The sequence below is a fragment of the Martinezella multihospitum genome, assembly GCF_900094585.1.
In the GTDB taxonomy this organism is placed as follows: Bacteria; Pseudomonadota; Alphaproteobacteria; order Rhizobiales; family Rhizobiaceae; genus Rhizobium; species Rhizobium multihospitium.
In genome coordinates, this window is the sequence record NZ_FMAG01000004.1 from 744,952 (window position 1) to 758,919 (window position 13,968).

Annotated in this window: 15 protein-coding genes; 6 read left to right on the forward strand and 9 right to left on the reverse strand. The window is 56.5% G+C overall.

All coding sequences use genetic code 11. From position 1 onward, the window contains the following. Nucleotides 1-395 precede the first annotated feature (395 nt). The 5 genes from GA0061103_RS19545 to GA0061103_RS19560 all read right to left on the reverse strand — a co-directional run bounded on the left by GA0061103_RS19545 (nt 396) and on the right by GA0061103_RS19560 (nt 4,726). On the reverse strand, nt 396-1,325 hold the full coding sequence (locus tag GA0061103_RS19545) for an MYG1 family protein (RefSeq protein ID WP_092713995.1): 930 nt from the start codon (nt 1,323-1,325) through the stop codon (nt 396-398). A 207-nt stretch (nt 1,326-1,532) separates the two neighbouring features. Next, nucleotides 1,533-2,366, reverse strand: coding sequence for a carbohydrate ABC transporter permease (locus tag GA0061103_RS19550; protein ID WP_092713997.1), 834 nt, complete (start codon nt 2,364-2,366; stop codon nt 1,533-1,535). Continuing rightward, the gene (locus tag GA0061103_RS19555) at nt 2,363-3,259 is read right to left on the reverse strand and encodes a carbohydrate ABC transporter permease (protein ID WP_092713999.1); all 897 of its coding nucleotides are present in this window, start codon (nt 3,257-3,259) and stop codon (nt 2,363-2,365) included. Before GA0061103_RS19555 ends, GA0061103_RS19550 begins: the two co-directional genes overlap by 4 nt. Further along, nucleotides 3,240-3,395: a hypothetical protein gene (locus tag GA0061103_RS35080; RefSeq protein ID WP_167376616.1), complete on the reverse strand. Its 156-nt coding sequence runs from the start codon at nt 3,393-3,395 to the stop codon at nt 3,240-3,242. The genes GA0061103_RS19555 and GA0061103_RS35080 overlap by 20 nt, the downstream gene beginning before the upstream one ends. Continuing rightward, a complete protein-coding gene (locus tag GA0061103_RS19560) occupies nt 3,392-4,726 on the reverse strand; it encodes an extracellular solute-binding protein (RefSeq protein WP_092714001.1) in 1,335 nt (444 codons plus the stop codon). The genes GA0061103_RS35080 and GA0061103_RS19560 overlap by 4 nt, the downstream gene beginning before the upstream one ends. A gap of 236 nt (nt 4,727-4,962) precedes the next feature. Here GA0061103_RS19560 and GA0061103_RS19565 point away from each other — a divergent pair, with 236 nt between their 5' ends. Then, nucleotides 4,963-5,586: a GNAT family N-acetyltransferase gene (locus GA0061103_RS19565; RefSeq protein ID WP_092714003.1), complete on the forward strand. Its 624-nt coding sequence runs from the start codon at nt 4,963-4,965 to the stop codon at nt 5,584-5,586. 23 nt (nt 5,587-5,609) lie between these two features. Here GA0061103_RS19565 and GA0061103_RS19570 read toward each other — a convergent pair whose 3' ends face one another. Next, nucleotides 5,610-7,364 carry a glucosidase family protein gene (locus tag GA0061103_RS19570; protein WP_425349524.1) on the reverse strand — a complete coding sequence of 585 codons (1,755 nt, stop codon included), beginning with the start codon at nt 7,362-7,364 and terminating at the stop codon, nt 5,610-5,612. Nucleotides 7,365-7,738: 374 nt separating this feature from the next. On the opposite strand from GA0061103_RS19570, the gene GA0061103_RS19575 reads away from it, so the two are divergent. Then, nucleotides 7,739-8,911: an ROK family transcriptional regulator gene (locus tag GA0061103_RS19575; RefSeq protein WP_092714005.1), complete on the forward strand. Its 1,173-nt coding sequence runs from the start codon at nt 7,739-7,741 to the stop codon at nt 8,909-8,911. Between the two features lie 43 nt (nt 8,912-8,954). On the opposite strand, the gene GA0061103_RS19580 is transcribed toward GA0061103_RS19575, so the two are convergent. Together GA0061103_RS19580 and GA0061103_RS19585 are read right to left on the reverse strand one after the other, a co-directional pair. Beyond that, nucleotides 8,955-9,533 (reverse strand): flavodoxin family protein, encoded by a 579-nt coding sequence (locus GA0061103_RS19580; RefSeq protein ID WP_162747808.1) that lies wholly within the window; start codon nt 9,531-9,533, stop codon nt 8,955-8,957. 191 nt (nt 9,534-9,724) lie between these two features. Then, nucleotides 9,725-10,087 (reverse strand): DoxX family protein, encoded by a 363-nt coding sequence (locus GA0061103_RS19585; RefSeq protein ID WP_092714007.1) that lies wholly within the window; start codon nt 10,085-10,087, stop codon nt 9,725-9,727. 144 nt (nt 10,088-10,231) lie between these two features. On the opposite strand from GA0061103_RS19585, the gene GA0061103_RS19590 reads away from it, so the two are divergent. Then, entirely contained in the window at nt 10,232-10,804 is a 573-nt protein-coding gene (locus GA0061103_RS19590) for a TetR/AcrR family transcriptional regulator (protein WP_092714009.1), read from the forward strand. 12 nt (nt 10,805-10,816) lie between these two features. On the opposite strand, the gene GA0061103_RS19595 is transcribed toward GA0061103_RS19590, so the two are convergent. Further along, nucleotides 10,817-11,707, reverse strand: coding sequence for a LysR family transcriptional regulator (locus GA0061103_RS19595; protein ID WP_092714011.1), 891 nt, complete (start codon nt 11,705-11,707; stop codon nt 10,817-10,819). Nucleotides 11,708-11,808: 101 nt separating this feature from the next. Here GA0061103_RS19595 and GA0061103_RS19600 point away from each other — a divergent pair, with 101 nt between their 5' ends. The 3 genes from GA0061103_RS19600 (at nt 11,809) to GA0061103_RS19610 (ending at nt 13,882) form a co-directional block, all read left to right on the forward strand. Further along, entirely contained in the window at nt 11,809-12,213 is a 405-nt protein-coding gene (locus GA0061103_RS19600) for a hypothetical protein (protein ID WP_425349519.1), read from the forward strand. 50 nt (nt 12,214-12,263) lie between these two features. Beyond that, nucleotides 12,264-12,674 (forward strand): cyclophilin-like fold protein, encoded by a 411-nt coding sequence (locus GA0061103_RS19605; RefSeq protein WP_092714411.1) that lies wholly within the window; start codon nt 12,264-12,266, stop codon nt 12,672-12,674. 98 nt (nt 12,675-12,772) lie between these two features. Next, on the forward strand, nt 12,773-13,882 hold the full coding sequence (locus tag GA0061103_RS19610) for an alpha/beta hydrolase (protein ID WP_113349179.1): 1,110 nt from the start codon (nt 12,773-12,775) through the stop codon (nt 13,880-13,882). The last annotated feature ends 86 nt before the right edge of the window (nt 13,883-13,968 follow it).

Consider the following 13,968-nt stretch of genomic DNA (forward strand, 5'->3'; position numbering starts at 1 on the left):
GGCAACGATCCTCAGCTATTGCGAATTAGATCCGCCGGACGGGCCTTCTTCACATGTCGCTTTTCCACCGTCTTGGCTCCGCATGCCGGTGTGAACCTCTTGCTGCTTGGTATCCGGCAAAAAACCAGCCAGCAGCTGCGCAAGTCGTTCTTTCGACATCGGCGGGGCGGATAAGCGCATGACAAGCCTCCTTTTTTGCTCTCATGATCGTGCCAATGCACGCTCATGGGAGCAACGGCGGCGCAGGATCATCCCCAAATAATTTCACACGGGACTATTTTCAGTCGATCTAAATAGCGTGCAAATTCGGGGCTACCCGGTTCTGGTGCAGATGATGAAAGACGATTGACCGAGTTGCTTCCACATGCCGACCCGCTCAGTGCCAAGGTCTATACTCAACCGGCTCGTTGCTCCGCGTCCTCCACCGCCAATCTCGCGAGAGCGAGCGCTGCCTCTCGCGTTTTGGCGGCGGCGATAAAACGGCCGTTGTGGCAGAAACTGGCGCCCTCAATACCGGTCGCCATTTCAAGGTCGCGACCGCTCAACCCGGCCCAGTCCGCCGGAAGATCGGCGCGCAGTTCGAACCCTTCCTCCGCGCGGCGAATTCCCGTCAGGCACCAGTCAGCCTCGCGCGGATGGACCACGAACAGGAGGTGATCGGCGCCCGCTTTCACGATCGCCGGACGAAACGGCATGCCCATCGGCAGTTCGAGAACGCGGCTCCTCCCGGCGGACGCAATCGCCTGCAACACCAGAGCTTCGGCGCGCAGTTTCGCATGGATCCCGGCAATCTTCGCTTCGACGAAATTGCGGGCGATTGCAACCGCAGCATGGAATGCGCGGTCGGTCGCCTCCGGGTCCGCGTCGTCGAAGACGGGCTTCAATGTTTCGAGCAACGACGGCAAGGTCAATCCGGCCAGCAGGCCGGCGCTATCCGGGCTGAGCGCACCATTGTCGACCAGGTCGACCGGCAAGACGAAGCCGGCATCGAAAGCAGCATGCACGGTCTCGACAAAGGCGCTTGGGACCAAAAGGGCTGTCAGGTAGTCGCGACCGAAATGTTTCCAGATCAACCCGAACGAACTGAAGGGCTGACCATCGTCGCGCTGCGGTGCGCCGCGTTGGTGATGATCGAAAATCCCGGCGGCCGCATCATAAGCGCCGCCGACATCGTAGACGATGCGATCGACGCCGGGCGAGATCCATTCCGGCGCCCTGCTGCGAACCAGGCGCGCATCAGGGAAAAGCCGCGTGAGAATGACGCTGGACAACGCTTCGTCGGCATGGAAGCCGCCGGAATGGGTAACGAGGAAATTGGGAGCCATACGGCCAGGACCTTACTGTTCGCGAATTGGACGGACAGGCAGATAACCAGATTTGCGTGTCATCTCAACCGGCAAAGCGATTAGGGGATCCAATAATTGCATGGCCGCATTCGCACGGGAATGGCGCGATGATCGGCGAAAGAAGGTTCCCATTGCTTCATGGCGCCCGAGCGCGCGACCGATCTCTTTAATCGAGATCAACGTCGTTTACTTCGTCGCTCCAGCCGTTAGGCCTGTGATGAGTTTCCTCTGGAAGAACATATAGGCAAGAATGAGTGGCCCGATGACGATGACAGCGCCCGCCGTTAGCACCGGTGTATTGACGGTATAGCGTCCCTGAAAAAACAGCATGCCAATTGGCAGAGTACGATAGTTATCATCATTGACAAGGACAAGCGGGATAAGAAACTCGTTCCAGGTCCAAATGAACAAGAACAATGCCAGCGTGGACATCGACGGCAGCATCAAAGGTACGATAACTTTAGAAAGAATGTATCGTCTGGATGCCCCATCGAGAACGGCCGCTTCTATAATTTCCGATGGCAACTGTTGCATCGCGCTGGCCATGAACATGGTCGCAAAAGGCAGAGACATGGCAATTTGAGGGAGGATAAGCGCAGCATAGGTGTTTATGAGGCCGACATAACGCATTTCATAGTAGAGCGGAATAATGAAGGCTTCGGTCGGCACCATCATGCCAACAGTTAAAAGGACGAAAATGGTGCGTCTGAACGGAAAGGTCAGGAATGCGAACCCGAATCCCGTCAACGTGCCAAGTATGATGCTAACCGCTACAACGGGGAAAACAATCATGACCGAATTCAGGAAATAGACATTAAACCGGCCATCGATCCAAGCATTTGCATAGTTCTCGAAATGCGGATAGGCCGGCAATACGAATGCACCTTGTATGAGATCGGCGCGGCTCTTCAGAGACGTAAGTATAAGAAGGGCAAATGGAACTATCGCCAGGACTGCGAACAGCCAAAGAATGATACGCGAGGGCAGCACCGCGCCTATCCCACGAAAATCTCTGCTCACGATGCACTCCCTTCATTCACCGGCCGCACCAGCCGATGAACGGCATAGTTGATAGTAAAGACGAGAATCGCACCGATGATGGCGACGGCTGAGGCATATCCATAACGATTCAATTGGAAGCCAAGCTCGTACATATAAATATTGGGAACGAGGGTGGCATTGGCCGGTCCACCTCGAGTCATCGTAAAGATCAGATCAAAACTCTTGATCGAGGAAATGATCGTGAGAAGGAGCGCGATACGTATTTCGGGCAGGAGAAGCGGCAGTGTGATGAAAAAGAAAATTCTGCTTCCGCTGGCACCATCGACTCTTGCCGCTTCAAACAGCGAAGGATCAATCCGCTGGATGCCGGAAAGAAACAAGACCATGCAGAAGCCGAAGAAATACCAGCTCGCAACAATACCGACCGCCGGCAGGACAAACGTGAAATCGCCGAGCCATGGTAGAGCGATCGAACCCAGGCCAACCAGCTTCAAAGCCTGGTTGATGGGACCAAAGGCGGGATTATAAAGCCAGTGCCAAATGATGCCAAGGACAGCAGTGGGCATGATATAGGGCAAGAACAGCAATGTACGCAGCGCGAACTGTTCCCGCTGCCTGAACGTCCAGACCATCGCAGCAAGTGACAGGCCGACGACAATCGGGATGACGCAGTAAAATACCATGAAGAAAGCATTGTTTTTCAATGCCACATAGAAAGTTTCATCTGAAAACAATTTTGCATAATTGCCAAGGCCAATCCAGTTGGGCGGGCTGATCCCGTTCCATTCGGTAAAACTGATACCGATTGCCGCAACAATAGGACCAAGGATGAGAGCAAAATAAAGCAGCAAGCCAGGCAGAATGTAGATGAGATTTCTGCTGGCCTTTGCGTCAAGTGATGAGCGTTTCATGCACCGTCTCGGAAATATGCCAGAGGTCGAATTGCACCGCTCTGGCCGTGATCGGGATAGACGTACCGAAGTTTCCCGCCGCTACTTCTCTTCGATCGAGTAGCGCGGCGGGATCGGCGTATTCGGCGGCAATCACTTGCTCTTCATATAAGCGCTGTAGTCCGCGTCGAGCTTGCCGATCAGCTCTTCGGGCGTTTCCTTGTTCGCAAGCAGCAGTGGCGTGTTTTCATCAAACGTCTTGAGCATGGTTGGGCTCGCCCAATCGGGATAATGTCCAAGGGCATTGTTATCGTTCAGCGACTTCCAGATTGAGATGCCTTCTTTCAGAAGCGGGGAGGCGCTGCCCCCGGCATCTTCCGAAACAGGGGTTGCAGGCAGGTAGCCGGCGCGAACCCAGGTAACGGACGCTTCCTTGGAAACCATGTAGTTGATATACTCGCCTGCGAGATCCTTCATTTTGTCGCTCTTGGCCAGCCCCGTGATCGCCCAGGCAAGGTCGACACCGCCAACCGAAAGCGGGTGCTTGATGCCGGCGGGTGCCGGGATTGGCATGAAATGGATATCGGGATTGTTCTGCATATCGCCGAAGTACCAGGTTCCCGAAATCAGAAAGGCCCCTTGACCAGCGACAAAAAGCTGGACGGCATCATCACCCGAGATGCCCTGGTAACCATCGAAGAAGTACCCGTTTTTCGCCCAGTTCTGGACAAGACTGACCGATTCCAGATTACCGGGCGTATTCCAGGTTCCACCACGGCCATAAATCAGATCATCGAGCGCCTTTCGATCGGATGCATCGATATGCGCCTGGCTGATCCCGGCCAACATATGGAGCGCCAGGTGGCCCTTGGCCGTACCGATCGTCAGCGGTGCAGTGCCTCCGGCCTTGACCTTATCGAGGGCGGCAAGGAAATCGTCGAAGTTCTTGATCGGAAGTTCGACGCCAGCGGCTTTCAAAACTTTTTCATTGTAATAGAGGCCGACGATTTCGGCGAGCGACGAGATGCCATAGGTCTCACCGACACCGAACTCACCCTTGCTTGACCAGCGGTCACGCGCCAAGAGGCTATCGGACTGGTTTTTATCCCATCCATATTTCTTGAGGTAATTATCGACAGGAACGAGAAGGTTTTCCTTCACCATCGCGCCCATGGCGCCGGCTCCCTGGTTGACCTTGGTCACCACCGGACCATCGCCGGACGAAACGGCGAGCTTGAGCGTAAGATTGAGATCCTGGAAGTCGCGTACGGTATGGTCAAGCTTAACGTCGGGATGCGCCTTCTGGAAATTGGCGTTGAGCTCGGTCATCACGGCGGCTCTCGACTCCGAATCGTGGTCGTCCCATACCGTGAGCGTCTCGGCAAAGACAGTCGTTGATATGCCGAGCCCCACAAAAGTGGCGCCCGCCAAAATACCTGCCTTCTTCAGAATGGATGCTATGCTGATAGAAATGAAATCGCTAAACATTGATTGGTTCCCTCTAGCTGCGTTTTGGCAGTTTCTATCGATTCCAACCGGCTGATCTTACTAAGACGCGCCGAATGTCTTGCATTGTCAGGCCTTTACTGGACCGACGAATTTCCTTATTCTTTCCTAAAGATCTGCGGGTCCTTAGCCCTCAGATGCAGTCCCTCAACCTTCCCAGCTTTACCGCCGCCTGACGTCGGTTCGCACCGAGCAGCGGCCAGCAAATCGATGATGCTATGCCTCCTAAGATCGACGATTGTTTCATCCGTCCGGCCACAGAGAGCGACGTTGACGCCCTCTTTCACATTTGCCTGGTGACGGCTGACGCCGGAGCCGACGCGAGTGCGCTTTACAGTAATCCGCGCCTTCCCGGTTACGTATGGGCGGTGCCTTATCTCAAATTCGCTCCGGATTTTGCGTTCGTTCTTGCCAAACACGACAGTGTCATCGGCTATGTTGTCGGTACGCCGGATACCGCCGGTTTTGACGAAGCGCTCGACAGAAATTGGTGGCCGCTTGTTCGCCGCGAGATCACCGGTCTGATAGCCAGCACTGAAAAAGACGCCGATGTTCTGGAGCGAATAGCCAATCCTCACAGCGGCACGCCGGGTCTTGACATGACCTATCCCGCGCACCTTCACATCAATATTCTGCCTGAAGCCCAATCGGGCGGATGGGGACGGCTTATGATCGCAACCATGCTCGAAGCCCTCACGGAGTATGGCGCACCTGGCGTCCATCTTGGGGTCAGCCCCGCAAACGAGCGCGCCAAGGGATTTTACAGGCATCTCGGTTTCGAAGAACTCAGCCAAAACGGTCACCTCGCCTTCGTCATGAGATTGGGCAAGCCGGCAGTCTAAGGGAAATCCGGCCCATCCGCTCATCACCTATTCTCCGCGTTCGCAGCCTCTAGGCCATATTTGAGAACAACAGCCGCCGGCATCGCACTCCATCCCTGCAGCAGAGAGCCGCGTCCGTAGGGCGGCGAGAAATATTCCACCGCGCCTGCCCAGCCGTTAGCCAAGCAGGTTTCCCACCAGCGTATAAGCGCATAACGCGCTCCACCGAGGCCGTGGCGTATTCTTTCTTCCGCATAGACGCCGTCCCAATAGGGCCAATCCGATCCATTGTGATAGCGAAAGGGAAACGCGGTCTTCGATCTTACGTCACTTGCCCGTTTAAATGGTGGATACGCGCAAAGGACGCCCCAATCCCCATAGGGCTGTTTCGTATTGTTTCGAGTCTCCAGAGCCCCTTCCATCGCCTTCAGGAGACCAATCGCGCGCGTTTGCGAAATCGCCCCATAACGGGAGAGCGTCAGACTGTCGAGCACGAGATGGTCCTCGACAAATCCATCAGGAGTGACGAAATCGGCGTAACCGTTTCTGCTCGGGACAAAAAGCCTGTCCTCGATTTCGGCACGAGCGGACAGCGCTGTTTCGCTTGCTTTCTGTGCCAACGCGGGATCGTGTCCGGCTCCCAGTTTAGCCACCGCATCCAGTGCACCGACGAAAAGGCCGAGATTATAGGAGACGAGACCTTCCCGGTAGACATTGTCTGCCCAGTCCCTGTCGTTTCGCGGCTTGAGCGGCAGCACGCTGCCAGGACCTGCGAAACCCAGATATCGTTCGACGATAGCCGTGACGAGCGGCCAGTGCAGCAGCGCTTCCGCCGTATCTCCCGTGGTCTCCACATAGTCGGCTAGGAAGAGGGTGAAGAAAAGTGGGCTGTCAAAATGATCGCTCCACCAGTCCTCCGGGCGATTGTGATGCTCCGGAACGGCCTTCCCGTGATATTTCTCGGGATTGAGCTTGCAATCGAGAACGAAGCTCTGCCAGGCACGAGATTGCGCCGGTCCGGTCAATATCACGCCGCTTGGCGCCTCTCCGTCAGGCTGAATTCCCTTGGCCAAGAGTCGGATTTCATCGCGTACCGCTTCCGGCGCAAGCTTCAACAGCATTTGCATCGTCCAGTAGCCATCGCGATAATAGGTGCGCGCGGGCGCGCTATAGGCCTGCCCTGCAGCTAGGCCGGCAAACACACCGTTCTCGTCCAGCCGAATGCTGGAAAGCGCGGCATGCGCGCCTTGAATCACCATGCTGCGCATCACCGGATCGGCCTTGGGCGCGACGTCGCACCGGGCGACATAATTTGCGGCTTCTGCCACGATAGCGTCGCTGGCGAGGCTAAATGCGGCTTCAGCCTCCTCTTCAGAAGCTCCGGCCGCGACGCGGATATCTCCGTCACCGACCTCGACGATCATCACACCCCAGCCGCTCACGACGATACGGCGATTATTGCGCTTGATGATCTTGGCCCGCGGACTGTCCTTGTCCGTCTCATGCCACCAAGCACCACGACGAGCCGGATAGATTCCTTCCAGGCGGGCATTGCGGATCAGGAGGATGGGCTTTGATTGGGCGACAAAGATGCCGCCTGCTTCGGCAGTGATTCTGTTTGGACCGTAGACGTAAGGTCCGGCAAGCTTGGAAAAACGTATGCGTCCCAGACGACCGCTTCCCCAAAGAGCGAGATCAAGATACCCGTCAGGATGCGCGTCCGCCTGCAGTCGAGGCGCCATGATCGGCAGAATGACCGGGTGCCTGGTTATGATTTCGCCTTGGGACGTAGGGGTCATCATGGCAAATCGAGCACCCATCACTGTGCGCTATCGGGGATGAGTTTACGTGTGAAATCAAGGTTGCGGCACCTGGCATTCTCGCCGGAATGGAGCGCTATGAAGTCTGCGGCGAATGCAGGACTATCTTTCCCATCCTTTGACCTCGCTTTCATTACCCCTCCGCAATTTGCTCAGCCATTGGGCAAGTCTACAAATTGGGCGCTTAATTTGTCAATGACATGGACAAATTAAATGATTTGATTTAGCCAAATGATCGAGATTCACTTGAATTCCGGGATTTTTCACTTGAAGCTGGCACAGCCACAGCGCGAGATTGGATGAATTAGGAAAAGGTCCCGAACTAATTAGAGGCGGAACGCGAGCCAGCACTGATGCCAAATGCGACCCAGACGCCGATAGCGCGAAAAATTTCAACAAATTCCGTCATTCGGACCATACTTGCAAAAGGTCCTATTTCCCGCGCGGATATTGCCAAGCAAACCGGCTTGTCCAAGCAGACGATTTCCGACGTTGTTCGCAATTTGGAGAACAATGGTTGGTTGAAGCCGACCGGATATACCGATGGGCGCTTGGGGCGAACCGCAATAACCTACGAGCTCGATGCAAGTGCCGGTTTCGCTGCATCCATCGATCTAGGTGGAACCAAAATCGCGGCTGTCATCTGCGATCTGGTTGGCAATATCGTTGCCGAAACGAAAGTGCCAACAAGCTCGCGCGGCGGAGTTCATCTCGTTGATCAATTCCACGCCATTATACAGGACCTTGCCCGGGGCGCCTGCATCGATCTCTCCAAATTACGCGTCATAGCGCTGGCTACGCCAGGCGTGCTTGATCCGGCCACCGGACATATCAATGTCGCCCCGAACATTCCGGGAGTCGAAACAATTGACTTGCGCCGACTCTTGAGCGACCGGATGGCAATCCCGGTCATCATTGAGAACGACGTTAATCTTGCTGCGCAAGGAGAGCGATGGCGAGGGCACGGCTCCACATCGGATAATTTTGCCTTCGTGGCTGTAGGCACCGGTATCGGCATGGGCATTATTGCAAATGGTAGCCTCATGCGCGGTGCGCGCGGTGCCGCCGGGGAGATTGCCTATCTACCTCTCGGCGGTGAGCCATTTGATCCGGGCGGCTTTACCCTCGGCACTCTTGAAAGCGCCGTGGGTAGTGCGGCAATGGTGCGGCGCTATTCCGGATATGGTGGGCAAAGCGAGGCAACCGTAGCGGATCTTTTTTCGGCTCTGGTGGCTGGCGAGCCAGCCGCTGTTGCGGTGATCGAGGAAACTTCGCGATCGATTGCACTTGCCATTGCCGCGATCGGTGCAACGCTCGATCCAGAGCTGGTGATCATGGGCGGCAGTATCGGCGCGCGCCCCGAACTTGTTGAAGCCATTCGCAGGTATCTGCCACGTTGCACGCCTTACCCACCCCGCATCGAGATCAGCCAGTTTGGCAATCGGGCGGCTCTGGTCGGCGGCATCGGCATCGCAGTCGAGCACATGCATCAAGAGCTGTTCGGTGTTGATTTGCAAGATTCGTGAGATGGGCATCGTATCGCGCAAATGAATTGTTTGAAGACATGCGTCAGGCTGCCCGAGCCAATGTTAACCGTTGCGCAACTCGTGCCACGCGCTCGCCGTAGACGCGGGCGGTTTCCAGGTCGCCGATCGACATTTCGCTTGGGGCTGCGTCGGCATCGGACTGCGCCATGGGCGCGATGTACGACCCCATCCTGTTTGCATCGTCTCGCTTCGACGCCTTCACATTTGCAGGTTTCATCCCCAGACTGACCCAAAGACCGCCGTGCTGTCCCGCCAGAAGCACGAGGTATTCGAGGGTATTGAGCTTGTCGCCGTTTAAACTGGCGCTGTTGGTGAAGCCTCCGAAAACCTTGTCCTGCCATTTGTTGGTGAACCAAGCCTTCGAGGAAGTGTCCGCGAACTTCTTAAACTGCCAGCTCGGACCGCCCATGTAGGTTGGCGATCCGAAGATGATGGCGTCCGCGGCATCCAACGCGGCCCATCCGTCATCTGAAAGATTGCCGTCGGCGTCAATTGCGTAAAGCGCGCCGCCCGCACCTTCCGCAACGGCTTCCGCCATCCGCTGGGTGTGACCGTAGCCGGAATGATAGACGACGACCGTGCTTGCTGTAGGATTTGACATGATAATTCTGGCCTCCTTCGGGCCGTTGCATTGCGCTGTCCGGAGGCGATTGCGCTCCATCCGGCGTCTTCTTTCAGGAGGGATTGATGGCTGGAGCTCGGATGACGCCCAATGCCTTGGCAATGGAAAGCCCTATCCAGCCGGTTTCGCGCGGGCTCTCTGGATAAAGAGCCCTTTTTACTGGGAGATGCTCAAGCGTGGCCGCCGACGGTGACCAGTACCAGCAAGAGTAGGAACACCACTGGCGGTGGGAGTTCCCTATAGTTCCGGATACGGACAATGGCCGCAATTGCAGCGAGCATGATGCAGGCGCCCAATGCGACCCCGATGTATCGGACGCCGGCTGTGACCAACAACACTGCCGTCAAGAGTTCAAGCGCGGCCGTAACCCAGCACCACCAGGATGGAAATCCGAGCTGTACGAAGCCCGCGCGGATTTTTTGATGGCCACTCATGTTGACGATACCGCCGACGAAGAACGCCGCAGCAGCCAGCCAGACGAGGACGTTTTCGAGCACCGTTGCGCCCGTGAAAATTTGAATTGGAAGATTCATCGATTTTCTCTTCTGTAACGGCCAGTAGCGCCATAAATTCTCATATCATTATCATTTATTCTAGCAATGCTAGTTTGTCAACTGATGTTCTTTTTGATAGCCTTTGCGAAAGAGAAATCATGCGACCGAAAATAGAGGAACGACGTGGGCATCAGCGAACGCAAGATCCGGGAAAAGGACGAACGTCGCCGCAAGATCGTGGTTGCTGCAAGGACGATTGCAGAACGCGACGGCTGGGCTTCCGTCACCATCCGGCGCCTCGCTGACGAGATAGAATACAGCCAACCCGTTCTCTATTCGCATTTCCAAAATCGTGACGAAATCGTCGGAGCGGTCGCTCTTGAGGGCTTCGGCGAATTGGCTACGATACTCCGTGCCGCCATCAGACCATCCTCAACGCCAGAGGAGTCGGTGGAAGAGGTTGCGACCGCCTATCTCGATTTCGCTTTCGCCCGGCCCGCGATGTATGAGGCGATGTTCATCCTTCCGACGGGCCTCCGCTTCGCCAGGTCCGACACGCCGGCGCAGCTGCGTGAGGGTTTTGGAGCCATGGCGACGGTGATCGCGCCGTTCGCCCAGGATGTGGATACCGCGACTGAGACTTTCTGGGCTGGACTTCACGGATTGGCGGAGCTTGAGCGCCACGGCAGAATAAGACCCGCTTTCCGGTCTCGCCGCATCACCCTCATCACGCAGATGGTGTCGGGCCGGATCTGAGAGATTCTACGTCTAGGATTGTCGCAAGGCTTCGATGACGACCCTGAAGGCAGGTGAATTCTGCTTCCGACTGGGATAATAGAGATAATAGCCAGAAAAGGCTGGGGACCAGTCGTCGAGAACCTGCACCAAACGGCCGGATGTGATCTCGTGCGCGACGATGTCTTCCGGTACGTAGGCGATCCCGTACCCGTTCGCCGCTGCGTCTATCATCGCGTAACTGGTGCTGAAGGTAAGCTGTCCGTCGACACGAACTCGCAGTTCCCTTTCCCCTTTGGCGAACTCCCAGACATACAGGCCGCCTGAGCGCGACTGGCGATGATTGATGCAATCATGGTCGACGAGATCCTGCGGGATCTGCGGCGCTGGATGGGTGGCGAGATAATCAGGAGATGCAACAGCCACGAGACGCCAGTCCGGCCCTATCCTTACCGCGACCATGTCTTTGTCTATGCTCTCACCGAGGCGCACACCTGCATCGAACCGATCCTCGACGATATTGCGAAAACCATTGTCGGTATCGAGCTCCAATCTTAGGTCCGGATAGACCCGCAGAACCGGACGCAGCTTCGGCCAGACGACACTCTGCAATGCGTGATCCGACAGGGTGATCCTGACCGTCCCCGATGGCTTGTCCCTGATCTCCATAAGCTCGTCGATCTCGAGCTCAAGTTCCTTGATGCGGGGCGCCAGCGAGCGGATAAGGCGCTCTCCGGCTTCTGTCGGCGAGACGCTGCGCGTGGTGCGCGTCAACAGCCGCAGGCCCATGCGCACCTCGAGCTTCTTGATCGTATGGCTGATCGTTGATTGTGATGTGCCAAGCCTCGCTGCGGCCTTCGTGAAGCTGCGCTCTTCGGCAACAGCCAAGAACCATAGCATGTCGTTCAAATCTTCCCGCTTCATCGGCCGCGCCTCACATTCTGATCGATTAATGTCAGGAGTCGATAAGTTCGAACAAATTGCAATGGCTAATAATGGAAGTCGGCTCGATCTATGTTTCATGCATGACGCAACGAGACCTTACGCACCCGGATGTCCTGCAACCTTCACGCGCCGTTCTGGCGGCATGGGACGCCGTATCCGCAACAGCGCTGTGCGTGGCGGAATTCATGCCGGTCAGCTTCCTGTCGCCAATTGCCACTGATCTCGGCGTGACCGAAGGACGTATGGGCCAAGCTATTTCGATTTCCGGCACATTCGCCGTTTTGATCAGCCTCTCGGTGTCGAATCTGGCCCGTCTGATCGATCGATGTCTCGTTCTGTCGTCTTTCTCCCTGATACTTGTCGCCTCCGGCCTTTCCGAGGGAGCCGGCTGGCAGACCAGCTTCTCCTTTGCGGCCGCTGCCCTGGCGGGATCGTCGCTGCTCGCAGTCCTCGCCCGGCGTTCAATCCGGAGGAAACCGCATTGACGACCATCACAATCCACCGCCGAACGCTGCTCACAGGAATAGGTGCCTCCATGATTTTGCCGGGAATAGGTCGCGCCCAACAGGGGCGCGATCCGAACAGTCAGAAACCGACCGACCTCAGGATCAGGCTGACCTTCAATGACCTTGTCCTGACCGCGACCCTTTACGACAATCCGTCGGCGCGAGACCTCGTATCCATGTTGCCGCTCAACCTCAGGATCGAGGACTATGCAAACAACGAAAAAATCGTCCGCCTGCCTCGCAAGTTGACGGAGGATGGAAGCGGACCGTTCGGCAACGAGCGTCCAGGCGACCTCTGCTATTTCAAGCCATGGGGCAACCTGGCGCTGTTCTATGGCGACTACAAATGGGATGGGCTGATCCGGCTCGGGCGTTTTGAGGGCGGGTTCGAACCCCTGCGCGTTCGAGGTGAATACCCAGTGCACATCGAACGCATCTGAAGATCTGCCAGTCACTAAAATTTCGATCGCGCAGAGACCGGACGCCTGCGTGGATCGTCTCTCCCTGCGCTACGCGTCCACTACCATGGAGACCACGGATGACTGACCAGCATGAACATAAGATTCCCGCATTCGATCAGGGCATCGACCGACGCCAAATGCTGAAGCTGACAGGCATAAGCGTCGCGGCTCTCGGCGCTGCATCATTCTTCGACACTCAATTCGCAAAGGCACAGGATATGTCCAACGGTGCAAACAACTTCTACACCAGCGACAAGGTGACTCTTCAAAAAGTCACGTTCAGAACTCAATACCAGATGAATGTCGCGGGGAACCTCTTTCTTCCCAACGACCTCGACCGTGCGGCCAAGCACCCCGCAATCATCGTCGGCCACCCCATGGGTGCCGTGAAGGAGCAGAGCGCCAATCTTTATGCAACCAAGATGGCAGAGCAAGGATTCGTCGCAATGTCGATCGACCTGCCCTTCTGGGGATCGAGTGAAGGTCAATCCCGCAACCTCGTCTCGCCGGACATCTATGCTGAGGCGTTCAGCGCGGGCGTCGATTTCCTGGGCAGTCAGACTTACGTTGACCGTGGACGTATCGGCGGTATCGGTGTCTGCGGAAGTGGCAGCTTCATCATCAGCGCCGCAAAGATCGATCCCCGCATCAAGGCGATCGCCACCGTCAGCATGTACGATATGGGCGCGGCCTTCCGCGATGCGCTGAACAAGTCGCAGACCGTAGAGCAGCGCAAACAGTTCATCGCCACGGCGGCCGAGCAGCGCTGGTCGGAATTCGGCGGTGGCGACATCCAATATGTCGGCGGTACAACTCTTGAACTGACGGCCGACACAGATCCGGTGCAGCGCGAGTTCTATGATTTCTACCGCACTCCACGCGGCGAATTCACACCGGAGGGCGCAACCAGGCAAACCACGACGAAGCCGACGCTGACCAGCAGTGTGAAGTTCATGAACTTCTATCCATTCAACGACATCGAGACGATCTCCCCGCGTCCGATGCTGTTTGTCTCCGGCGATCGCGCTCACTCGAAAGAGTTCAGTCAGAACGCCTATGATCGTGCAGCAGAGCCGAAGGAACTGGTCTGGGTCGCTGGCGCCGGCCATGTCGATCTCTACGACAGGGTCGATCTGATCCCCTTCGAGAAGCTCGGCGACTTCTTCGGTCAGCATCTCGCTGTCTGATCGCGCATGCTCGGCCCAAGGTCATAACGGCTTTGGGCCGGGAGCGTTGGTGACACAGAAACGCCGACGTCGGCCATCCGACACCC